Here is a 21,345-nt window from a genome sequence, read left to right on the forward strand (position 1 = left end):
GTTATCTACTTTACCAATATACCGCATCACTCTATCGCCGCCTTGGCCCGCACCGAGTCCTGCACAACCAAACCGACCAAGGCACTCAGCGCCAGCACCATCAGCGCAGCACCATAGCCTTCAGTGGTGACGATAAGGCCGTAAACCTGACACAGGTAACCCGCCAACAGCGCCGGCAAGCAGAACGCCAGGTAGCTCAAGACATAGAACGCCGACATCAAACCGGCCCGTTCGTGGGGCAACGCCAGCCCGACGATACTGCGCACACTGCCCATGAAGCCGCCGCCAAAACCAAAACCTGCAATCACACTGGCGACAAAGAACAGCCACAACATACCCATATGGACGGCCACCAGCAGCAACGCGACGCCCACGGCCAACAACCCTGCCGACAGCCGCATGATTTTATCGGCCGGGCGCTCGCGCACGCTGTAGATCATCACCGCGCCACTCAAGGTCACGACGGCTACCAGGCCGCCGCCGATCAGGTGCGACGTGGAACCGGTGGCAGCCTTGACCAGCGACGGCGCCAGGGATGAGAAGAACCCGCCCAGCGCCCACACCGCCACATTCAGCGGCATCACCAACCAGAGGGCGCGGCGCGCTTGCTGCGGCACATGCAGGGTCGGCGCCAGCGATTTCAAGGCACCCGGAATACGGCTGACGGTTTCCGCCAGGCGCCACACATACACAGCCTGCAACACCATCAACCCCAACAGCGTGAAGTAGATCAATTGGGTAGGACGCGGCGCGAACTCCACCAATAGACCACTGCCCAGCCCGCCACTGGCCATGCCCAACAGCGGCGCCAGGCTATTGAGCATCGGGCCGCGCACGCGGTCAGTGTCGAGCAACGTCGCACTCAGCACCGCCGTGGCCATGCCGGTGGCGAAACCTTGCAGCGCGCGGGCGGCAATCAGGTGCGCGGTGCTGTCGGCGTTGATAAACAGCAGCATCGCCACAATATTGAGCAGCAATGCGACGAAAATCACCGGCTTGCGCCCCAGGTGATCCGACAGTGAACCCACGGTCAGCAACGCTGCCAGCAGGCTGACGGCGTACACGCCGAAAATCACCGTGAGCATGGTCGCGGAGAAATGCAGGTTTTCCTGATACACCTGATACAGCGGCGTCGGCGCGCTGGACGCGGCGAGGAAGGTCAACACCGTGATGACCAGGAACGCCAGGCTGGACCGTTGAGAAATAACGCGAGACATGGGCACACTCCGCTAAAGCTAATACTTTGCTTTTGTTCAGTGTGCTACTGGCGAGCGCTTAAAGCAAATTCTTTGTGTTAAGGTTTTACGCATGGCGATAAAAGAAGGCCTTCGCCCGGGAGGCCGTAGTGCCCGGGTCCAGGAATCAGTGCATTCGGCGGTGCGTGAACTGCTCGAAGTGCATGAGCGCTCCAGCGTCACCGTGCCGATGATTGCGACGCGCGCGGGTGTCACGCCCTCGACCATCTACCGGCGCTGGGGCGACTTATCGGTGCTGTTGGCCGATGTGGCCCTGGCCCGCATGCGCCCCGACAGCGAGCCGGCGAATACCGGCAGCCTGCGCGGTGATCTGCTGGCCTGGGCCGAGCAATACCTGGATGAAATGAGTTCGGAGCCAGGGCGCAACATGATGCGTGACCTGCAGAGCATGATCACGCCGGGTTATTGCGTGAGCATTCTGAGTGGGCAGTTTCAGACAATTATCGATCGTTACCCACAGAGTACGCCGCCGAGCGTGGACCATTTGATCAACCTGCTGGCGGCGCCGACGGTGTTTCGCATTTTGTTCTCGACCGAACCGCTGACGGTGCAAGAGCTGCATACCTTGTTAGAACTGGCGCTGAAAAAATAAAGGCCTTACACAAAACCAAATGTGGGAGCGGGCTTGCTCGCGAAAGCGGTGTGTCAGTCAACAAATCAGTCGACTGGCATATCGCATTCGCGAGCAAGCCCGCTCCCACATTTTGAACGCATATGACTGCTGCTTAGGTACGCATCCCGCGCCCACTCACCAGCAACCGCGCACAGCCGACATACAGCACCACGGTCGCCACCAGCATAAAGGTGATCGCCACACTGATCTTGATATCCGACACGCCCAGGATGCCGTAGCGGAAGGCGTTGACCATGTGCAACACCGGGTTGGCCAGCGACACGGTCTGCCAGAACGGCGGCAGCAAGGTGATGGAGTAGAACACCCCGCCCAGGTAAGTCAGTGGCGTCAGCACAAACGTCGGGATGATCGAAATATCATCGAAGTTGCGTGCAAACACGGCGTTGATGAACCCCAGCAGCGAGAAGATCGTCGCTGTCAGTACCACCACCAGAATGGTGACCCCCAGGTGATGCACCTGCAGGTGGGTGAAGAACAGCGACAGCAAGGTCACGATCACCCCCACCATCAAGCCGCGCAGCACGCCGCCCAGGGTGTAGCCGATCAGGATGGTGTGCGGCGACACCGGCGAGACCATCAGTTCTTCGATCGAGCGCTGGAACTTGCTGCCGAAAAAGCTCGAGACCACGTTGCCGTAGGAGTTGGTGATCACCGACATCATGATCAGGCCCGGCACGATGTACTCCATGTAGGTGAAGCCACCCATGTCGCCAATCTGGCGGCCGATCAGGTTACCAAAGATCACGAAGTACAAGACCATGGTGATCGCCGGCGGCAGCAGGGTCTGCGGCCAGATCCGGGTAAAGCGCTTCACTTCGCGGTAAACGATGGTCTGCAGCGCGACGAGGTTAGGTTGCAGTTCGGAACTCATACCGCCACCTTCGCCAGATTTTTCTCCACCAGGGACACGAACAACTCCTCAAGGCGATTGGTTTTGTTACGCAGGCTCAGCACTTCGATGCTCTGGGCCGCCAACTGGGTGAACAACGCGGTGATGCCCATGGCCTTGTCCACCTGCACTTCCAGGGTGTGGCCATCGACCAGACGGCTTGGGTAGCCGAGCAGTTGCGGCGCCACCGACAGGTTGTTTTTCAGGTCCAGCAGGAAGGTCTCCACATGCAACTGGCCCAGCAGGTTGCGCATGCTGGTGTTCTCGACAATGGTGCCGTGGTCGATGATGCCGATGTTGCGGCACAGCTGCTCAGCCTCTTCCAGGTAATGGGTGGTGAGGATGATGGTGATGCCCTTCTCGTTCAGCTCGGTGAGGAAGGTCCACATCGAACGGCGCAGCTCGATGTCCACACCGGCGGTTGGCTCATCGAGGATCAGCAGACGCGGTTCATGCACCAGCGCGCGGGCGATCATCAGGCGGCGCTTCATGCCGCCCGACAACGAACGCGACGGCACGTCACGCTTGTCCCACAGGCCCAACTGAGTCAGGTACTGCTCGGCGCGTTCCTTGGCGATTTTCGCCGGGATGCCGTAGTAACCGGCCTGGGTCACGACAATGTCGAAGGTTTTTTCAAACTGGTTGAAGTTGAATTCCTGGGGCACCACGCCGATGGAGCGCTTGAGCGCCGCCGGGGATTTGTCCAGGTCATGGCCAAAGATATTCACCGAGCCGCTGGTTTTGTTGACCAGGGTGGAGAGGATGCCGATGGTGGTGGATTTGCCGGCACCGTTGGGGCCGAGCAAGGCGAAGAAGTCACCTTCGGCAACGTCCAGATCGATACCACTCAGGGCCTGGAAACCGTTGCCGTAGGTTTTGGTTAGCTGCCGGATGGACAGAGCGGAACTCATATCGGATTACGCACCAGAGAAGGGAATAGAAAGAGTAGATAAGCGCGCAGCGCACGTAGTTCAACGGCGGCGCATGACAAGCATGGTGCTTGCCCGCGCCGCACAAGTACAGTCACCTGTATTAATAGTCAGTATTAAGTCAACGCGGTCATCACGGCCTTGCGGTAGGCCGGGCGGTCCTTGAGGCGCTGGTACCAGGCCTCTAGATGGGGCATTGCAGGGCGTTCGATGGGCATCTCGAACCAGGCGTAGGCAAAACAGCCCAAGGGGATATCGCCCATGCCGAAATGCTCGCCGGACAGGTAGGGTTGCTTGGCGAGGGCCTGGTCGACGGTTTCAAGCGCATCGATGCAGGCTTGGCGCCCGGCATTGATGCTGTCCCAGTTCTGTTTTTCTGCCGGGGTACGCAGGATGCCCCAGAACACCGCCTTGAACGGATCGGCGAGCGTGGACGTGGTCCAGTCCATCCACTTCTCGGCGCTGGCCCGGGCTTGCAGGTCATTCGGGTAAAATTCCGACGCGTTCTTGGCGCACAGATAACGCACGATGGTGTTGGATTCCCACAACACAAAGTCGCCGTCCTCGATCATCGGCACCCGGCCATTGGGGTTCAAGGCCCGGTATTGCGGCGTGTCGACCACACCAAAAGCTCCGCCCGCATCAATTGCCTCATAGTCCAGGCCGAGTTCCTCGGCGCACCACAGTGCCTTCCTGACGTTTGATGAATTTTTACGACCCCAGATTTTCAGCATGACCGCGCCTTATCGTTGATGAACATGGCTTGATGAACGCAGCAGCATACGCCGGTTCACCCGCGGCTTAAATCGCTCTGCATATCGCTGTGCATGTCCTTCAGCGAGATCGGCATGTCGTCGGCAAACAGGTGCGGGTAACACTGCTGAATATGCGCGAAGAAAAACGCCTCGGGCACATCGCTGAACTGGCCGTGGTCCAGCACATACTCCATCGAGCGCCGGCCCTGGCGGTTGAAGGCGTGGAACACGCTGTCGTTGACCCCGTCGAACGCCAGCGGCGGCACGTCGAACAACTCGCACAGTTGGCTGTTGAACGCCGGCGTGGCCTTGACCCAGCGGCCGTGCAGGTACAACTCGGTATAGCCGTGCATGGCGAACACATCACTTTTGAGCAGCGCGAGCAGGCGCGGTGTCGACAAATGATTGCGCACATCCGCCAGGCCAATGCGCGCCGGGATCCCGCAATGGCGGGCGCAGGCGGCCAATAAGGTGGCCTTGGGCACACAATAGCTCTCGCCGGTGGCCAGGGCGAAGCTGGCACTGAGGGTGTTCGGGTCACGGCTGAAGGTGTACGGGTTGTAGCGAATCGCCTCACGCACGGCGTAGTAGAGACTGACCGCCTGGTCACTTAAATCCGGGCGGGTTCCGCGATGTTTTTCGGCGAACTCCACCACCGCAGGGTGGTCACTATCGATGAAGCGGCTGGGACTCAGGTACGTATCCATGAGCTTTATCTCCAAGGGAAGCCTTGAGTCTAACGACAGGTCTGCCGTGGAGATAACGACGATTCGGCCAAATGTCGGCGTGCGCCAGCACAACTCGTTACACCCTCGCCACCGCGCTTTTTCGGATGCCGACTAAGCTCCATGGTGGTTTCGCCCTTGGTTTCACGGAGGATTGAATATGCTGTTGTTGTGGATACTGGTTCTGGTGGTCGGCATTGCCTACCTGGCACACCGCCGCACCGCGCCCCTGCCCGCGCTGGGCGTGGTTGCCGTCTACCTGCTGGCGATGGGGGCCTGGAGCCATGCACCGGGTTGGCTGCTGGTCATCTTCTGGGTGCTGATCGCCGCCGTGGCCGTGCCCCTGTTGCTGCCCGACCTGCGCCGCCAATACTTCACCAAGCCGCTGTTCAGCTGGTTCCAGAAAGTCCTGCCACCGATGTCCGAGACCGAGCGCGACGCCATCGACGCCGGCACCGTGTGGTGGGACGGCGAACTGTTCAGCGGTCGCCCCGACTGGGACAAACTGCTGGCCTACCCCAAGGCGCAACTGACCGAAGAAGAACAAGCATTCATCGACGGCCCTACCGAAGAACTCTGCGCGATGGTCAGCGACTGGGAAATCGGCCAGGCCATGGACCTGCCGCCCGCCGCCTGGGAGCACATCAAGACCCACGGTTTCTTCGCCCTGATCATCCCCAAGGAATATGGCGGCAAGGGCTTCTCGGCCTATGCCCACTCCCAGGTCGCGATGAAACTCGCCACCCGCAGCGGCGACCTCGCGTCCACGGTGATGGTGCCTAACTCCCTCGGCCCGGCCGAGTTGCTGCTGCATTACGGCACCGACGAACAACGCAACCACTACCTGCCGCGCCTGGCCCGTGGCGACGACATCCCCTGCTTCGCCCTCACCGGCCCGCTGGCCGGCTCCGACGCCGGCGCCATGCCCGACACCGGCGTGATCTGCAAAGGTGAATGGGAAGGCAAGGAAACCCTTGGCCTGCGCCTGAACTGGGAAAAACGCTATATCACCCTCGGCCCGGTCGCGACCCTCCTCGGCCTGGCGTTCAAGGCCCATGACCCGGACCACTTGCTGGGTGAGGAAGAAGACCTGGGCATCAGCCTGGCGCTGATCCCCACCGACACCCCAGGCGTAGAAATCGGCCGTCGTCACTTGCCGTTGGGCGCCGCGTTCATGAACGGCCCCAACTCCGGCAAGGACGTGTTCATCCCCCTGGAATTCCTTATCGGTGGCCAGGAAATGCTCGGCAAGGGCTGGATGATGCTGATGAACTGCCTGTCGGTCGGCCGTTCGATCTCGCTGCCTGCGGTCGGCACCGGTGCGGCCAAGTTCACCAGTTTGGTGACCGGCCAATACGCTCAAGTGCGTGAGCAATTCAATGTGCCACTGTCGGCCTTCGAAGGTATCCAGGAAGCCCTGGCGCGCATCGGCGGCAACGCCTGGCTGATGGACAGCGCACGCATGCTCACCGCCAATGCCGTCGACCTGGGCGAAAAACCCTCGGTGTTGTCGGCGATCCTCAAGTACCACCTCACCGAGCGCGGTCGCGAGTGCATCAGCCATGCCATGGATGTGCATGGCGGCAAGGGCATCATCATGGGCCCCAACAACTACCTGGGCCGTAATTGGCAAGGCGCGCCGATCTTCATCACGGTAGAAGGCGCGAACATCCTCTCGCGCAACCTGATGATCTTCGGCCAGGGCGCGATCCGCTGCCACCCGTTTGTGCTCAAGGAGATGGCCCTGGCCGGCCGTGAAGACCATGACCAGGCGCTCAAGGAATTTGATGGCCTGCTGATGCAACACATCGGCTTCGCCGTGAGCAACGCCGCCAGCACCTTGGTGCTGAACCTCGGCATCGGTCACTTCGAGAAAGCCCCGGGTAACCGCTTGAGCCAGGGTTACTTCCGCGCACTGAACCGTCAGGCCGCCGCCTTCGCCCTGCTCGCCGACTTGAGCATGATGCTGTTGGGCGGCGAGCTGAAACGCCGCGAACGCCTGTCGGCGCGCCTGGGTGATGTGCTGAGCCATATGTACCTGGCCTCGGCAGCGCTCAAGCGTTATCACGACCTGGACTCGCCGGATCACCTGGAGCCGCTGTTCGCCTGGGCCATGGAAGAAAGCCTCGGTGAATCGGAACGGGCCCTGGATGAACTGCTGAGCAACTTCCCGAACAAGGTGCTTGGTTGCCTGCTGCGGGTGATCGTGTTCCCGTTCGGCCGTCGTCACACCGGGCCGTCCGATGCTTTGGACGCCGAAGTGGCTGCGGTGATTGGCCGCGCCAAAGGCGACCCGACCCTGGAAGAATTGCTGGCGGGTTGCTATCGCCCGCAATCGGCAGAAGACCCGGTGGGCGCCCTGCAACACGCCTACGACCTGCTGGGTGCCAGCCACCCCTTGCAGAAAAAACTCCACACCGCGCTCAAAAGCGGCCAAGTCAAACCGGCCGCCGGCGAGCATGCCATCGACGCCGCGCTGCACGCGGGCGTATTGCAACCGGCCGAGGCGCAGACCCTGCGCGATGCCGAAGCCGCGCGCCGCAAGGTGATCGATGTGGATGATTTCAGCAAGGAAGAGCTGACCCAGGCTGAGGGTAAAGTCCGCTGAGACGAGCAGTCATATAAAAACGGGCGCGTGAGCTATATACTCTCGCGCCCGTTTTTGCTTTAGAGGACTTATCTCGTGTCCAACGTCGTTGCCGATCATCTCGTCTTGCTCGACCATTTGCGCAGCATCCTGGTTGCCGTCGGCGAAGCCGAACAGGTGCCCGAGGAAAGCCATACCCTGTTCCTGGAGCGCTTCGACGAATTGCGCGCCCTGCTGCCCATCGACCCGATCGAAAGCCAGTACCTGGGCCAGGACCTGATGAGCCAGGTCATCCTGCGCTACCCGCAAATCGCCCATCTGGTGCCCCGCGACCTGCTGTGGTTCTTCGGCGGTGATTGCCTGCACTTTATGCCCGATGAAGAACTGGACCTGTACCAGGCCCTGGAAGAACGTCGCTTTGAAGCCGAACAGAACGATGAGCCGTTCGACTGGAACCAGGAAAAACAACTGCTGGCCATGCCGCAGGATCAGAGCAAGCACTGATTTTTTCAGAACGCCGAGATCTAAATGTGTGGGCTGGCTTGTGTGGGAGCTGGCTTGCCTGCGATTGTATCGCCTCGGTTTAACTGATAGACCTAGTCGCCTGCATCGCAGGCAAGCCAGCTCCCACACAAGCCAGCTCCCACAGTTGGACCGCACTCCTACCTTCGGCGCAATGTCGGCTCCTTCGCCATACACTCCACCAGATAATCAATAAATACCCGCAACTTCGGTGGCAGATACCGCGTGGGCGAATGCAGCAACCACGCCTCGCCATGGTAGGACGCAATAAAATCCCACTCGGGCAATACCTGCACCAGGTTCCCCGCCTCCAAGGCGTGGCGCGCCGTGAAGTACGGCAAGCTGCCGATCCCCACATGCTGCAACACCGCATCCAGGCGCACGCCAGTGTGGTTCGCGGCGTAGCGCCCGCGCACGCCCACGGTCACCGCCTTGGCGCCCTGACGAAACTTCCAGCGTGAATCCCCCGGCGTTTCCCCCAGGTAGATGCAGCTGTGTTCCAGCAAATCATGGGGATGTTCAGGCGTACCCTGCGCGGCCAGGTACTGCGGCGTGGCACACAGCAAGTGCTCGATGGGCAACAGTTGGCGGCCGACCAAGCCCGGCGGCGGGCTGTCGGTGATGCGGATGCTGAGGTCGACATTGTCGTCGATCAGGTCCACATGCCGATCTTCCAGGATCAACTGCACATCCACCTTGGGGTAGCGCCGCAAGAACTCCGGCATATGCGGGTGCACCACAAACCGGCCCACCGCCTTGGGCACGCTGACCCGCACCAGGCCTTCGGCTTCATGGGTGAACTGGCCGCTGATTTCCATCACCGAACGCGCCGCGTTGACCATCTCCTGGCAACGCTTGAACACTTCTTCGCCGCCCTCGCTCAAGCGCAATTTACGCGTGGTGCGTTGCAGCAAGCGAGTGGCCAGCGCCTGTTCGAGGCGCGAGATACTGCGGCTCACCGCCGAGGGCGAAACGCTCAGCTGTCGCGCCGCTTCGGAGAAACTGCCGGTCTCCACGACTTTGACGAAAATCGCCATTTCACCCAGCAGTGGCAAAGGAAGATTGATGCTCATGACGCACAGGTCCATTGATAATTGAACGGATTATCACCCATCTGCGCACTATTTATACTGCCCGCAGAACCCTGATGCGGATGTAAATGATGACCGAGCGCCTGTTTTTCACCCACGACCACTTGACCGCCGAGCTTGAAGTGCTGAGCTGCACACCCCACGAAGGCCTGTTCGCGGTCACCCTGCAATCGACGATTTTTCATCCCCAAGGCGGCGGGCAACCCTTTGATACCGGTTGGCTGGGCGACAGCCAGGTGCTGCGCGTAACCCAAGAGGCTGACCGTGTGGTGCATTACGTGGACCAGCCTGTGCAGCCCGGCCCGATCAGCGCACGGGTCGACGAACAACGCCGTGCCCTGCACACTCGCCTGCATTCGGCCGGGCACCTGATCGGCAATGCGGGAGAAAGCTTCGGTTGGATGCCGATCAAGGCCCACCACTGGCCGGGCGAGTGCAAAATCACCTTTATCCGTGGCGAAATGGCCCAGGCCATCGACGCCGAGACGATCCAGCAACAGGTCAACCAATGGATCGCCGCCGACTACCCGCGCCATATGACCCTGGAAGACGGTGCCCGCGAAGTGGGTTTCGGCGAACTGCCCGCCTACGCCTGCGGCGGCACCCATGTGCAAGCGTTGAGCGAACTGGGCCAGGTGACCATCTTGGCCTTGTCGGAGAAAAAAGGCGCGCTGTCGGTGCGTTACGAAATCAACTGACAGACACGCGCCTTTTGTGGCCACCGGGCTTGTTGTGATGAGCAGGCTGTTGTGGCGAACGGGCTTGTTGTGGCGAGCGGGCCTGTTGTGGCGAGCGGGCTTGCCCGCGTTGGGCTGCGAAGCGGCCCTAATACAGTCACCGCGTTTTTTCAGACAAACATAAGCGCCTGGTTTTGGGGCCGCTTCGCAGCCCAACGCGGGGCAAGCCCGCTCGCCACATTGAGTATCTACAACCGACAAATACGCTAAACCGCAATCGCCCCCGCCCGCCCTGGCTCCACCACAAACGACTTGAGGGTCGAGACCGTGGCGTTGGGATCGCGCGGGTCAGTTATCACCCGAAAGTTCGTCAACATCTTCTGAGCCGCAAGCTCTACCGACACATACCCACGCTGGCGGCTGTCGAAAAACTTCACATGCAGATTAAGCGGCAGGATCTTGCTGAACGCCTCAAAGGGCGGGCCATCAGAGGTCACCGAACTGCCGACAAACTCAGTGGCGATCACTGGCGAATCCGGGTTGTTGGCATCGGCATGCAGGTCGGTGGTCCAGAACGAGTGGATATCACCGCCCCAGAACACCGGGTTGCTGACCTTGTGACGCTCGATGGACGCCAGCATGCGTGAACGGTTGGCCATGTAGCCGTCCCAACCATCAGTCCAATGGCCTACCTTGTGGCTGGTCAGGTCGCGCTGGATCAAGGGCGCCACCAGCAAGTCCTGGGCGATCACATTCCACTGCGCCTGCGACTGGGCAAAGCCCTGGTCCAGCCAGGCCTCCTGCTGCCAGCCGAGCATGGTGCGACCGAGGTCGCGCAGGTCGCTGCAAGTGTTGGCAGCGATATGCCCCTGATGGCTGCCGTTGGCCTGGATGCAGGGTTGCTCGGAGCGATACTGGCGCCCGTCCAACACATGAAAACGCGCCAGTCGGCCGTAGTCCAGGCGTCGGTAAATACGCATGTCCGGGCCTTTAGGCACGCTGCTGGCGCGCAGCGGCATGTGCTCGTAAAACGCCTGGTACGCCGCTGCCCGCTGCTGGAGAAATTGCGCCACGGGAGTCTTCGGGTCCTGGGACCAGCGGTTGGCGTAGTCATTCTGCACTTCGTGGTCATCCCAGGTTGCCACGCTGGGCGCTGCGGCGTGCAGGGCTTGCAGATCCGGATCGGTTTTGTACAGCGCGTAGCGGTTGCGGTAGTCGCTCAAGCTCACCGCGTTGCCGCTGCCGTGGGGCCGAACGACCTTCCCCGAATCGGCGGCGTAAGAGCTGTCGTAGATGTAGTCCCCGAGAAAAAACACCAAGTCGGGTTGCTCTGCGGCTAAATGGCGATAGGCGCTGAAGTAACCGCGCTCCCAATGCGAGCAGGAAACAAACCCCAGCCGAGCCGAAGCCATCGCCTGCCAAGGTGGCGTGGTACGTGCCTGGCCCACCGGGCTCTGCGCGCCGAGGCCTTCGAACTGGTACCAATACGGCCGGCCCGCCGCAAGCCCGGCCACTTCAATATGCACCGAATGGGCGAATCGCTCGGTCGCCAAGACTTCGCCCTGCTTCACGATGCGCGTCATCGCCGCATCACTGGCCACCCGCCAGCGCACCGGCACCGCGCGCTTCAGCCCACCGCTGCCATCGGCTGCATTGAACAACGGCGCCAGGCGCGTCCAGATCACAAAACCATCCGGCAGCGGGTCGCCCGAGGCCACGCCGAGGGTGAACGGGTAATCCACCCCGGCACTGCGCGCAAACGGGCTGAGAATTGAAAACGCGGTAGCGACCGCCAGCCCGGTAAGGACTCGCCGCCTGCCGTGGTCCACTGCGTCACTCACAACGCGCGCTCCCAGTCCTCACGCACGGTGGCAAAGCCCAACAGGTCTTCGTACACGCCATTTTTGAGAAACGCCTGACGCAGGCAGCCTTCATAACGCAGGCCGATTTTCTCCATGACCCGCGCCGATTCCTTGTTGCGGCCAAAGCATTGGCTGCCTACCCGCTGCAGCCCAAGCTCGGTGAAGCCAAAACCCATCATCGCGCTCGCCGCCTCAGCGGCATACCCCAGGTTACGCGCATGCGCCGCGACCCAGCCGCCCAAATGCCCCGCGTGATGACGAGCGTTAAGACGCAGGCTGACGATGCCAACCAACTCACCGGTTTCACGCACATGCATTCCCAGGTTCAACAACTCGCCCGCCCGATATTTGTCGGCGGCCGCGGCGATAAAATCCTGCGCAGTTTCCAAGGTATAGGGCGACGGAATGTTGGCTGTGTTGTCAGCAATCTTCGGCCCGTTGGCGAGCATGAACAGCACCTCGGCCTGGTCCATTTCCAGTGCGCGCAATAGAAGTCGCGGGGTCGACAATTGAGGCAGTGCAGTGGGCATACGCGGCAGCTCTTCAAGTAAATTCTTCCAGAGTGTACTGCCTTCGTGTCAATTGCATTACGTCATCAAAGTGCCAGGTAAAAACTCTGAAAGACGCGTCCTAGAGCCTTTAAAACGTCAATTAAAGTTAACCATTCGGTCATTTTTGGTTGTTAGCGTGTCGCCCCTAATTCAACGACGGGGTAACAGAATGAGAACCTGGGATGAACCCAAGAAACGCAAGGCACACATCGAGTTGATCCCCATGATCGACGTGATGATGTTCCTCCTGGTGTTTTTCGTACTGGTGAGTTTGAACGTGATTCCGGCACTCGGCATGAAGACTCAATTGCCCAGCGCCAGCAGCTCGCAACAACTCAAACCGCAGAATAAATTCATTCTGACCCTGGGCCTGCAAGGCCAACTGCAACTCGACGGCAAGGACCTCACGGTCGACGCGCTGGTGCCGACGCTGAAGGCCGCAGAAAAGCCTGATACCAAGTCGACCATCATCGTCAACAGCGACAAAGGTGTGGAGGTTTCGCGCCTGGTGGAAGTCATGGACACCCTGCGCCTGGGTGGCTTTACCTCCGTGTCCATTGCCACGCGTAAGTCTTGATCATGTATGTACTGTTTCGTGCGCGTCAGCTGCTGGGCAGTGTCCCGGCCCTGATCGCCCTGGTGCTGATTGCACTGGGTATCCAGTCCCAACCGTTGAAAATCCAGCCGCAGTACGACGAGTCGGCGGTCGAGCTGGCCCTGGTCGAGCCGGAGCCTGAAGTGGTTCCCGAGCCTGTGGTCGAGCAAGCGCCGCCACCGCCGGTGATCGAGGACGAAGAGGCCGAACCCGCGCCGCCGCCACCACCGCCCAAGCCCTTGCCAAAACCTGAACCCAAGCCCAAGCCGGTGCCCAAACCCCGGCCCGTGGTGGCTGCCAAACCGACTCCGATTCCGACTCCAGCGCCAGCGCCAGTCGCACCCGTCGCGGCCAAACCGGTACAGGCCGCCGTCGCGCCGACACCTGCGCCGCCCGCGCCACCGGCACCGCCCAAAGTGGATGGCCAGGCACTGGAAGGCGGTTACCTCAAGGGGCTGCGCAACGAGCTGGACACGTACAAGCAATACCCCACCGGGCGCCAAGCGTCCCTCGAACGCCCCAGTGGCGAGGTGGTGGTGTGGTTGATGGTGGATCGACAAGGCCGCGTCCTTGATGCCGGGATCCAGACCCCGGCGCCGAGCATGCTGCTCAATCGGGCCGCTACCAATAGCCTGCGCCGCATCAAGCAGGTCAAGCCGTTCCCCGAACAAGCCTTCGGTGGACGTAACGAACAACGCTTCACCGCCACCTTCAACTACAGCGTGCAATAAGCACCGACACCAGGACGACAGTGATGAGGTTCACACGTATTCATCTGGCACTTGTTGCCGCGACGAGCATGACCCACGCAGTGGTCATGGCAGCTACCAGCGACAGTGACGTCGGCACGATCGGAGTTCAGGGAGGCAAAGCGACCGCGGGGGGCGGTTACATGGTCCAGGAAGAAAGCGCCAAGGGCCGCTCGACCATCACCAAGGAGGCGCTGGACAAGCAAACCGCCACCGGCAACGCCATCGACAAGCTCAAGTACACGCCGGGCCTGAACATTTCCAGTGAGGACAACACCGGTCTGTCGGGCTTTCGCTTCACCATGCGCGGCATGAATTCCGACCAGGTCGGTATGTCGGTGGATGGCATGCCGATCAATGACTCCGGCAACTACGCACTGTATTCCAACTTGTTGGGCGATCCGGAAAACATCGACCAGATCTTCGTCACCCAGGGTTCGTCGGAAGCCGACGGCCCGCACATTGGTTCCAGCGGCGGCAACATCGGTATCGTGACGATTCGACCGACCAAGGAAACCGGTGCGTTCGTCAAACAAGTGGTGGGCAGCAACGCCACCCGCAAGACCTTCGCGCGCCTGAACACCGGTGAAGTCAACGGCCTCTCCAACTGGCTGTCGGCCTCCCACACCGAAGGCCAGATGTGGCGCGGCTCGGGCGCGGTGCGTGCGGACAAGGTGGAGTGGAACAGCTTTTTCGACGCCGGCAACGGCAACACCGCCAACCTGATCCTCAAGTACCACGAGCAGGACAACAACAGTTACAGCCAGCTGACCAAGGCGCAGTTCCAGCAGTTCGGCCGCAAGTATGACCCGTACCCGGCCAAGCCGGCGCTGGGCTCCAACGGCAAGATCAGCAGCTACTACGACCTGGCACAGAACCCGTTCCAGACCTTCACCGCCGTGCTCAACACCCAGTACAAGCTGAGCGATAACCTGTCGCTCTCGGTGATCCCGTATTACTACTACGGCAACGGCAGTGGCGTGGGCTCCTCCGCCTATGCGCTCAACAGCGGCTCCAACAAAGGCGGCGTATTCGACCTCGGCAACCTGCCGACGCAGGCCCAATACAACGCCGACGGCTCCGCGACGACGGGCGTCTACTACCGCCCTTCGCGCACCCAGACCTGGCGCCCGGGCATCACCACCAAACTCAACTGGGACCTGGGCGACCACAGCCTGCAATTCGGCTACTGGTACGAACGCGCCCGCCAAAGCCAGACCCAACCGTTCATTGCCCTCAAAAACAGCGGCAAGCCCAGCGACACCTGGCCGGACGCCAACTCCGTGGTCGACGCCAACGGCAACACCGTACAAGGTCGCGACCGCTACACCGTGACGCCGGCGCAAAAAGTCTGGGCCCAGGACACCTGGTACATCAACTCGGACTGGACCCTGATCGCCGGCCTTGCCTACATGAATGTCGAGCGTGAAGGCACCAACCACGGCAGCCTCACCGAGCAACCGGGCAAGGCCAACCAGACCTACAACAAGCTGCTGCCCAACGCTGGTCTGAAATACCAGCTCGACGAGCGTGACCAGTTGTTCTACAGCCTCTCGCGCAACATGCGTATCCCGCAGAACTACGTGCTGTACGACAAAGGCGTGGGCTCGCTGGATTCCAAGCCGGAACTGAGCTGGAACCAGGAACTGGGCTGGCGCTACACCGGCGAAGACATGACCCTCGCCGCCACCCTGTTCTACATGCAGTTCAAGAACCGCCAGCTCACGTCCCTGGACAGCAACGGCGATTCGGCCGACATCAACGCCGGCACCGTGATCAACAAAGGCCTGGAACTGGAGTGGAGCGGCAAGTTGCCGCACAACTTCAACTACTACACCTCCTACACCTACACCAGCTCCAAGCAGCAGGATGACCTGACCGTCTTCAGCGCCGGCAAACCGATCGTATTGCCCACCAGCGGCAAGCAGTTCGCCAACGTGCCGACCAACATGCTGGCGGCCAACATCGGCTACGACGACGGGCGCTTCTACGGCACCTTCGGCGGCAAGTTCACCAGCAAGCTCTACGGCGACCTGACCAACGACGAGGCCATTTCGGCGCGCACCGTTTTCAACCTCGGCGCCGGTATCTACCTGCCCGTGGACAAGAAAGTGGTCAAGGACGCCACCCTGCGCCTGAACGTCGACAACCTGTTTGACAAGAAGTACCTGGACGGCGTGTACACCACCAAGACCAACGCGGCGAGCTACAGCGGTTTCCGCGATGGCGACCCGGCTTACATCGTTGGCCTGGACCGTACCGTCACGGTTTCCCTGGAAGCGAATTTCTGATTAATCACCTGAGAGGAACACACTCATGGACATGGACCTGCTGCACCAAATCACCTTCTATGTGATGTACGCCGCGATGGCGATCGCGATCTTCATCACCATCGAACGGGGCATCTATTTTGCCTACGTGCGCCGCCAGGCCCGCGCCCTGACCGACGTGCTCGGCGCCAACGTACACAGCGAGCGCGACCTGCCGCAAAGCCTCACCCGCCGCGACAGCCTGCCCCTGAACATGGTGCTGCCGATCCTGGCGCAGAAGGCCTCCAACGGCTCGCGCAAGGACCTGGACGATGAAATCGAAACCCAGTACCTCAAGACCCGTGCGCCGCTGTCGCGCAGCCTGTGGATCATCGAGACCATCACCACCGCCGCGCCATTGCTGGGCCTGCTGGGTACCATCCTCGGCATCATCGACACCTTCAAGGCGCTGGCCAGTGCCGGCGTGTCCGATCCAGGCCAGATCTCCGGTGGTATCGGCACGGCGTTGTTCGCCACCGGCCTGGGTATCGCCATTGCGCTGTTCTGCGTGGTGTTCCACAACTTCTTCCAGGACAGCCTGGAGCGCATCAACGACCAGCTGAAAATCCTGCTGATCCGCGCGGCGACCGGCGCCCGTGTTCAGGGTGAAGTGCCGCACCTGGTGCCGACGCCGTTGCACACCCGCACGGCATGACCTTCAGGGCGGGCGCGTGATGCGCCCGCCTTTCTTTTTGCCCGATGAGACGCTTATGTCCCTCTCGATGAAGTTGCGTATCGCAGGCCTGACCGGCCTTCTGTTGAGTCCGCTTGCCCAGGCGGACTTTTCAATTCCAGGGTTTGAACTGGTACACACCGTGCCGGTGGACACCACGCTGGGCACGGAAGACCTGCGCCAGCCGGGGCCGGTGTGGATCGAGTTGTTTGATGGCGCCAAAAGCAGCATTGATATCGGCCAGTTCTACGCGGCCGACCATCCCGGTTCGGTGATGGACAAGGTGATCGAGCATCTGGAAGCTGCCGGCAAACGGGGTGTGAAGATTCGCTTTCTGCTGGAGGAAAAAGGCATTCGCTTATCGGAGGCGTCTACGCTGGAACGCCTGCGCGCGATTCCCAACCTGAGCTTTCGCGTGTTGGCCTATGGGCAGTTGAGCGGCGGGATCATCCACGCCAAATACATGGTGGTGGATGGCAAGCAGGCGTTTGTCGGCAGTCAGAATTTCGATTGGCGCTCGCTGGAGCATATCCATGAAACCGGGCTGCGCATCAGCGATGCCCGCGTAGTCAGCCAGGTGCAGGCGATCTTCAACCAGGACTGGCAAGCCCAGGCCGCCTTGGCGGACAAGCAACCGGTGCCACTGCCCGCTGCGGGCCAGGCGCCTGCGCGCACCGGCAACTACCTGGTGGCCAGCCCGCAACGCTACAACCCGCCCGGCGTGGGCGACTCACAACTGGAACTGCCGCGCCTGCTGAGCGAAGCCAAGAAAGAAGTGCGCGTGCAATTGCTCGACTATGCACCGCTGTCCTACGGGCCGGATAAAACCCGCCCCTACTACGCAGTGATCGACAACGCCCTGCGCACCGCCGCTGCGCGGGGGGTGTCGGTCAAGCTGATGGTGTCCAACTGGAACACCGACACGCTGGAACTGCCCTACCTCAAAAGCCTCGCCGTGCTGCCTAACGTCGAGGTCAAGATCGTCACCCTGCCCGCAGCCAAACAAGGGTTTATTCCCTATGCGCGGGTGATCCACAGCAAGACCATGGAGATCGACGGGCAAGTGGCCTGGGTAGGCACCAGCAATTGGCTGGGCGGGTACCTGGATAACTCGCGCAATTTGGAGGTGGTGATGCATGACGCGGCGATGGCCAAGCGCATCGGGCAGTTGCACGAGCAGTTGTGGGATGGGCCGTATGCCAAGGCTGTGGACGTGATGGCGCAGTATCCGGAGCCGCATCCGGGCAAGCCTTGAGCGCCCGGTACCTCACTGTAATCCCGTGTGTGTGTGGGAGCTGGCTTGCCTGCGATGGCGAACTGTCAGTCGACAACTTCATTGCTGATCCACCGCGATCGCAGGCAAGCCAGCTCCCACATTTGAAACTGGGCAACCCTTATATTTGAGTAGGATATTTCCCTCGCCGAGGCTCCCTACCCCGGCCTTGGTGATGGTAGTGTGTGGAAATGTTTCTGACAGATCGATCAGAAACCTCTTACTCACTGCCTGCAAAGGAATGCTTCTAACCATGCACTTTCCACTCAAGAAGCGGGTGGCTGCCACCCTGTTCGCCGCCAGCTTCGTGGCCGTCGCCACGCCTGCGTCCGCTAATATCAGCGTCGAACAAAGCACAGCCATCATCAAGCACTTTGGCGAAACCCCGGCCACCGATTTCCGTGGTTTCCTCGCCACCCTGGCCAAGAGCGACCTAGCAAAAACCGACGACGTCGGCCCGGCCATCACAGCCTTCCTCGCCAACAAAACCCTGAGCGCCGACCAGCAGAACGAAATCAATCGCTTGCTGGGGATTTACACCCGCGTGAAGTACGGCAAGGCCGCCCTGGAAACCCTGCGCGAGCTGGTCGAGATCCCAACCTTCAACATCGACGGCCTGCCGCAGTACAAGAACCCGGAGTTCCTCAAGATCGCCGATAAGATCCAGGGCCTGGCCAAAGCCTTCAACCTGAACTTCCGTAACGTCGACAACCGCGTCTACGAAATCTCCCTGCAAGGCAGCGGCGATGAAGTCGTCGGCATTCACGCCCACGCCGACGTGGTGCCGGTGACCCCGGAAAACTGGGTGCTCAAGGACGGCACTAAACTTGACCCGTTCAAAGTCACCCTGATCGGCGACCGCATGTACGGCCGTGGCACCGAGGATGACAAGAACGGCATCGTGGTGACGATGTATGCGATGAAGGTCATCAAGGAAGAAAAACTGCCACTGGCGCGCAACTTCAAGCTGCTGGTGGACACCACCGAGGAAACGTCCGGGGACGCCATCCCGTACTACTTCGAGCGTAACCCTACGCCGCACTACAACCTGGCGCTCGATGGCGGCTACCCGGTGGTGATTGCCGAGAAAGGCTACGGCACCGTCATGGCAAGCTTCCCGGTGCGCAAAGGTGACGGCAAAGGCGCAGAAATCATCTCGATGACCGGCGGCGCGGCCACCAATCAGATTCCTTCCGTGTCAGTGGCTACTTTAGTCAGTGATAAACCCGCCGAGCTGGCGGCCAGCCTGCAACACGCCGGCGATGAATATGCCAGGCAGCACGGTGGCGACTTCACAGTGGCGGCCAAGGTGGTGGGCACAGAGGTCAAGCTGACGGTCACCGGTGTATCCGCGCACTCGTCCAAGCCGGAAACCGGCGTCAACCCGGTCGCACGCATGCTGGAGCTGATCCACAGCGTCGACGGCAAGATCGCCCTCAGCCACAACCACATCACCGACGCTGCGCAGTACGCCGCCGACAACTGGGGCCTGGATTACCTGGGCGGCAAGCTGGGCGTGGGCTTCTCCGATGCGTTCATGGGGCCGCTGACCACTTCGCTGACCTTTGTCGGCCAAGACGCCAACGCCTTCAAGCTCGCGGTGAACCTGCGTATTCCCAAGGGCAAGTCGCCGGAAAAACTCAAGGCAGAGATCGAAGAGAAAATCAGCGCCTGGGACAAGCGCACCCAGGTGGCCATGAGTGTCACCTACTCGGTAGCCGAGCCGATGTACCGCAACCCGGAAGGTGAGTGGGTCAAAGCGCTGTTGGCCGTGGCCAGCGAGAACCTCGGCATGCAGCACACATTCGGCGCTTCAGCCGGTGCGACCTCCGTGCATGAGCTGCCCAATGGCGTGCAATTCGGCCTGGCGAAGCCGGGCGTGAAATACACCGGGCACACCGACGGTGAGTTCAAGACCGTCGAGCAGTTCCTGCTGGACCTGCAGATCGTCACGGAAATGATCGGCCGTGTGGGGCAACTGCCGAAGCTCTGACAGGCGAAGGTATAAACCACAACGCCGATCAATCGTGATCGGCGTTGTGGTTAACCAGGTCTTGCTTGCGGCCTAAAACATATCCATCGCGTTGCACAGCTTGGCCTTCTGCACCGCCACATTCTCCGGTTTCCCCGTCGGGTTAAGGCGCTGTAAAGCAATCAGGCACTGGCCACCGTCCAGCAGGATCAGTTCGTAATCTTGCCCGGCCTTGGGGGTGAAGTGAAAGCTTTGCCTGCAGCTATAGGAATTGCCGCCAGAAACATAGCCCTCACTCTGGAAGTTCATGGCAAACGGCTTGTTCGCCGGCACCTTCAGTTCGCTACGCGCGGAGCCTTGCGCCTCCACCCGGCGGTTGCCCTCGGGCATGCCCAGGCTGCGACCATTATTCTGCCCCGCAAAGCCGGATTCGGACACGGCCATCACCCCGGCGCCAGGCACACGCCAGTCGATGCAGTCACGGCCCGGCACGCCGCGCGCCATGCCATTGGTGATCACACGCAAGCGTGCGGTATCCCCGGATGCGGGTTCAACATAGGCCGTATTGTAAGCACGGATATTGGAAATATTGCCGCAGCCACTCACGGCCAGGGCCAGGCCTGCGATCAGAAACGCTCTCATGGAAATCCTTTTTTTGAGGCTTAACGGCAGTGATAAGGGCTTTCGCTGCGCAGTTCCTCGCCGGTGCGGGCATCGCGAATGATGACTGTCGCCCCCGGCGCATTGAGGCAGAACGCATTGCGTATGGGGTAGATGTTATGGCCCTCGGCGGTGAAAGTGCCAAGCTTGGTTATCTGGGCGCCGGAGGCGTCGTGAGCCGTTACGGTGTATTCACCCGACATGGTCAGGCAGCCGCTCAGTGACAGCAGCAAGGTGGCGCAGATTGCATATTTCACAGGCGATATCCCTACAGTGTTTATGCCAAGGCCTTCAAAACGGGGCGGTTGCTCAGCCGGTTCATTGCGCCGACTCACAGGCTTTCAACGGTTCTTGGGTGCGCAATGCACAGACGTCAAAACCATCACGCCGGGTGTAGCCTGCGCGCTTCATACACACAAAGCGCTGCGCCCGCTCCTGGAAGCTGGCATTGGGATCGATGCCGGAGCCATTCTTCTCACCGCAAGCCAACATGGCGGCCAAGACATCCTTGCTGCTCGCGCCGGGTTTCTCCCATAAGTCCGCGTCAGCCGCCGGGGGCTGAAAGGGCTCGCTGAAACAGGCGGTGACGAAGGGAGCAAGCAGCAGCGCCAATGCCACAGGTTTAAGCCACATGAT

At 60.9% G+C, this 21,345-nt stretch carries 21 protein-coding genes; 10 read left to right on the plus strand and 11 right to left on the minus strand.

The genetic code is table 11. The features are described 5' to 3' along the window. Positions 1 to 26: 26 nt before the first annotated feature. Positions 27 to 1,217, minus strand: a complete 1,191-nt coding sequence (locus tag QF043_RS19210; protein WP_307419811.1) for an MFS transporter — start codon at positions 1,215 to 1,217, stop codon at positions 27 to 29. Between the two features lie 91 nt (positions 1,218 to 1,308). On the opposite strand from QF043_RS19210, the gene QF043_RS19215 reads away from it, so the two are divergent. Continuing rightward, a complete protein-coding gene (locus QF043_RS19215; RefSeq protein WP_307419812.1) occupies positions 1,309 to 1,848 on the plus strand; it encodes a TetR/AcrR family transcriptional regulator in 540 nt (179 codons plus the stop codon). 133 nt (positions 1,849 to 1,981) lie between these two features. Here the strand turns inward: QF043_RS19215 and QF043_RS19220 are convergent, their stop codons facing one another. The 4 genes from QF043_RS19220 to QF043_RS19235 all read right to left on the minus strand — a co-directional run bounded on the left by QF043_RS19220 (position 1,982) and on the right by QF043_RS19235 (position 5,170). After that, on the minus strand, positions 1,982 to 2,761 hold the full coding sequence (locus QF043_RS19220; RefSeq protein WP_058420148.1) for an ABC transporter permease: 780 nt from the start codon (positions 2,759 to 2,761) through the stop codon (positions 1,982 to 1,984). Next, the gene (locus QF043_RS19225; protein WP_056859647.1) at positions 2,758 to 3,690 is read right to left on the minus strand and encodes an ABC transporter ATP-binding protein; all 933 of its coding nucleotides are present in this window, start codon (positions 3,688 to 3,690) and stop codon (positions 2,758 to 2,760) included. The genes QF043_RS19220 and QF043_RS19225 overlap by 4 nt, the downstream gene beginning before the upstream one ends. A gap of 134 nt (positions 3,691 to 3,824) precedes the next feature. Further along, positions 3,825 to 4,442 (minus strand): glutathione S-transferase, encoded by a 618-nt coding sequence (locus QF043_RS19230; protein ID WP_307419814.1) that lies wholly within the window; start codon positions 4,440 to 4,442, stop codon positions 3,825 to 3,827. A gap of 56 nt (positions 4,443 to 4,498) precedes the next feature. Beyond that, positions 4,499 to 5,170, minus strand: coding sequence for a transglutaminase family protein (locus QF043_RS19235; protein WP_307419815.1), 672 nt, complete (start codon positions 5,168 to 5,170; stop codon positions 4,499 to 4,501). A 178-nt stretch (positions 5,171 to 5,348) separates the two neighbouring features. Here QF043_RS19235 and QF043_RS19240 point away from each other — a divergent pair, with 178 nt between their 5' ends. Together QF043_RS19240 and QF043_RS19245 are read left to right on the plus strand one after the other, a co-directional pair. Continuing rightward, positions 5,349 to 7,796 (plus strand): acyl-CoA dehydrogenase, encoded by a 2,448-nt coding sequence (locus QF043_RS19240; protein ID WP_307419816.1) that lies wholly within the window; start codon positions 5,349 to 5,351, stop codon positions 7,794 to 7,796. Positions 7,797 to 7,871: 75 nt separating this feature from the next. Further along, a complete protein-coding gene (locus tag QF043_RS19245; protein WP_010567536.1) occupies positions 7,872 to 8,279 on the plus strand; it encodes a PA2817 family protein in 408 nt (135 codons plus the stop codon). Between the two features lie 158 nt (positions 8,280 to 8,437). On the opposite strand, the gene QF043_RS19250 is transcribed toward QF043_RS19245, so the two are convergent. Then, positions 8,438 to 9,370 carry a LysR family transcriptional regulator gene (locus tag QF043_RS19250; RefSeq protein ID WP_307419817.1) on the minus strand — a complete coding sequence of 311 codons (933 nt, stop codon included), beginning with the start codon at positions 9,368 to 9,370 and terminating at the stop codon, positions 8,438 to 8,440. 89 nt (positions 9,371 to 9,459) lie between these two features. On the opposite strand from QF043_RS19250, the gene QF043_RS19255 reads away from it, so the two are divergent. Then, positions 9,460 to 10,086, plus strand: coding sequence for an alanyl-tRNA editing protein (locus QF043_RS19255; RefSeq protein ID WP_307419818.1), 627 nt, complete (start codon positions 9,460 to 9,462; stop codon positions 10,084 to 10,086). Between the two features lie 245 nt (positions 10,087 to 10,331). On the opposite strand, the gene QF043_RS19260 is transcribed toward QF043_RS19255, so the two are convergent. Both QF043_RS19260 and QF043_RS19265 read right to left on the minus strand, forming a co-directional pair. Beyond that, a complete protein-coding gene (locus QF043_RS19260) occupies positions 10,332 to 11,906 on the minus strand; it encodes an alkaline phosphatase (protein WP_307419819.1) in 1,575 nt (524 codons plus the stop codon). Next, a complete protein-coding gene (locus QF043_RS19265) occupies positions 11,903 to 12,457 on the minus strand; it encodes a GNAT family N-acetyltransferase (protein ID WP_307419820.1) in 555 nt (184 codons plus the stop codon). Before QF043_RS19265 ends, QF043_RS19260 begins: the two co-directional genes overlap by 4 nt. A 190-nt stretch (positions 12,458 to 12,647) precedes the next feature. On the opposite strand from QF043_RS19265, the gene QF043_RS19270 reads away from it, so the two are divergent. From QF043_RS19270 to QF043_RS19295, 6 genes are all read left to right on the plus strand, one after another. Further along, the gene (locus QF043_RS19270; protein ID WP_056859640.1) at positions 12,648 to 13,055 is read left to right on the plus strand and encodes a biopolymer transporter ExbD; all 408 of its coding nucleotides are present in this window, start codon (positions 12,648 to 12,650) and stop codon (positions 13,053 to 13,055) included. A gap of 2 nt (positions 13,056 to 13,057) precedes the next feature. Further along, the gene (locus tag QF043_RS19275) at positions 13,058 to 13,804 is read left to right on the plus strand and encodes an energy transducer TonB (RefSeq protein WP_307419821.1); all 747 of its coding nucleotides are present in this window, start codon (positions 13,058 to 13,060) and stop codon (positions 13,802 to 13,804) included. Between the two features lie 23 nt (positions 13,805 to 13,827). Then, complete coding sequence (locus tag QF043_RS19280) at positions 13,828 to 16,113, plus strand: TonB-dependent receptor (protein ID WP_307419822.1); 2,286 nt, start codon at positions 13,828 to 13,830, stop codon at positions 16,111 to 16,113. Positions 16,114 to 16,138: 25 nt separating this feature from the next. Beyond that, entirely contained in the window at positions 16,139 to 16,786 is a 648-nt protein-coding gene (locus tag QF043_RS19285; RefSeq protein ID WP_069788768.1) for a MotA/TolQ/ExbB proton channel family protein, read from the plus strand. A gap of 55 nt (positions 16,787 to 16,841) precedes the next feature. Then, the gene (locus QF043_RS19290; RefSeq protein WP_307419823.1) at positions 16,842 to 18,059 is read left to right on the plus strand and encodes a phospholipase D-like domain-containing protein; all 1,218 of its coding nucleotides are present in this window, start codon (positions 16,842 to 16,844) and stop codon (positions 18,057 to 18,059) included. 271 nt (positions 18,060 to 18,330) lie between these two features. Further along, on the plus strand, positions 18,331 to 20,070 hold the full coding sequence (locus tag QF043_RS19295; RefSeq protein ID WP_307419824.1) for a dipeptidase: 1,740 nt from the start codon (positions 18,331 to 18,333) through the stop codon (positions 20,068 to 20,070). A gap of 72 nt (positions 20,071 to 20,142) precedes the next feature. Here QF043_RS19295 and QF043_RS19300 read toward each other — a convergent pair whose 3' ends face one another. The 3 genes from QF043_RS19300 to QF043_RS19310 all read right to left on the minus strand — a co-directional run bounded on the left by QF043_RS19300 (position 20,143) and on the right by QF043_RS19310 (position 21,342). Continuing rightward, on the minus strand, positions 20,143 to 20,691 hold the full coding sequence (locus QF043_RS19300; protein WP_307419825.1) for a hypothetical protein: 549 nt from the start codon (positions 20,689 to 20,691) through the stop codon (positions 20,143 to 20,145). Between the two features lie 20 nt (positions 20,692 to 20,711). After that, positions 20,712 to 20,966, minus strand: coding sequence for a hypothetical protein (locus QF043_RS19305; protein ID WP_040268219.1), 255 nt, complete (start codon positions 20,964 to 20,966; stop codon positions 20,712 to 20,714). Positions 20,967 to 21,027: 61 nt separating this feature from the next. Further along, complete coding sequence (locus QF043_RS19310) at positions 21,028 to 21,342, minus strand: hypothetical protein (protein ID WP_307419826.1); 315 nt, start codon at positions 21,340 to 21,342, stop codon at positions 21,028 to 21,030. Positions 21,343 to 21,345: the final 3 nt, after the last annotated feature.

Origin of the sequence: Pseudomonas sp. W3I7, from assembly GCF_030816095.1 — a bacterium.
In the GTDB taxonomy this organism is placed as follows: domain Bacteria; phylum Pseudomonadota; class Gammaproteobacteria; order Pseudomonadales; family Pseudomonadaceae; genus Aquipseudomonas; species Aquipseudomonas salomonii.

What these genes read in the sequence shown, in the direction of transcription:
- QF043_RS19275 (WP_307419821.1), top strand. Translation starts at nt 13,058, where the DNA reads ATGTATGTACTGTTTCGTGCGCGTCAGCTGCTGGGCAGTGTCCCGGCC.
- QF043_RS19215 (WP_307419812.1), top strand. Translation starts at nt 1,309, where the DNA reads ATGGCGATAAAAGAAGGCCTTCGCCCGGGAGGCCGTAGTGCCCGGGTC.
- QF043_RS19255 (WP_307419818.1), top strand. Translation starts at nt 9,460, where the DNA reads ATGACCGAGCGCCTGTTTTTCACCCACGACCACTTGACCGCCGAGCTT.
- QF043_RS19210 (WP_307419811.1), bottom strand. Translation starts at nt 1,217, where the DNA reads ATGTCTCGCGTTATTTCTCAACGGTCCAGCCTGGCGTTCCTGGTCATC.
- QF043_RS19310 (WP_307419826.1), bottom strand. Translation starts at nt 21,342, where the DNA reads ATGTGGCTTAAACCTGTGGCATTGGCGCTGCTGCTTGCTCCCTTCGTC.
- QF043_RS19270 (WP_056859640.1), top strand. Translation starts at nt 12,648, where the DNA reads ATGAGAACCTGGGATGAACCCAAGAAACGCAAGGCACACATCGAGTTG.
- QF043_RS19295 (WP_307419824.1), top strand. Translation starts at nt 18,331, where the DNA reads ATGCACTTTCCACTCAAGAAGCGGGTGGCTGCCACCCTGTTCGCCGCC.
- QF043_RS19235 (WP_307419815.1), bottom strand. Translation starts at nt 5,170, where the DNA reads ATGGATACGTACCTGAGTCCCAGCCGCTTCATCGATAGTGACCACCCT.
- QF043_RS19250 (WP_307419817.1), bottom strand. Translation starts at nt 9,370, where the DNA reads ATGAGCATCAATCTTCCTTTGCCACTGCTGGGTGAAATGGCGATTTTC.
- QF043_RS19230 (WP_307419814.1), bottom strand. Translation starts at nt 4,442, where the DNA reads ATGCTGAAAATCTGGGGTCGTAAAAATTCATCAAACGTCAGGAAGGCA.
- QF043_RS19265 (WP_307419820.1), bottom strand. Translation starts at nt 12,457, where the DNA reads ATGCCCACTGCACTGCCTCAATTGTCGACCCCGCGACTTCTATTGCGC.
- QF043_RS19220 (WP_058420148.1), bottom strand. Translation starts at nt 2,761, where the DNA reads ATGAGTTCCGAACTGCAACCTAACCTCGTCGCGCTGCAGACCATCGTT.
- QF043_RS19300 (WP_307419825.1), bottom strand. Translation starts at nt 20,691, where the DNA reads ATGAGAGCGTTTCTGATCGCAGGCCTGGCCCTGGCCGTGAGTGGCTGC.
- QF043_RS19280 (WP_307419822.1), top strand. Translation starts at nt 13,828, where the DNA reads ATGAGGTTCACACGTATTCATCTGGCACTTGTTGCCGCGACGAGCATG.
- QF043_RS19285 (WP_069788768.1), top strand. Translation starts at nt 16,139, where the DNA reads ATGGACATGGACCTGCTGCACCAAATCACCTTCTATGTGATGTACGCC.
- QF043_RS19240 (WP_307419816.1), top strand. Translation starts at nt 5,349, where the DNA reads ATGCTGTTGTTGTGGATACTGGTTCTGGTGGTCGGCATTGCCTACCTG.
- QF043_RS19290 (WP_307419823.1), top strand. Translation starts at nt 16,842, where the DNA reads ATGTCCCTCTCGATGAAGTTGCGTATCGCAGGCCTGACCGGCCTTCTG.
- QF043_RS19225 (WP_056859647.1), bottom strand. Translation starts at nt 3,690, where the DNA reads ATGAGTTCCGCTCTGTCCATCCGGCAGCTAACCAAAACCTACGGCAAC.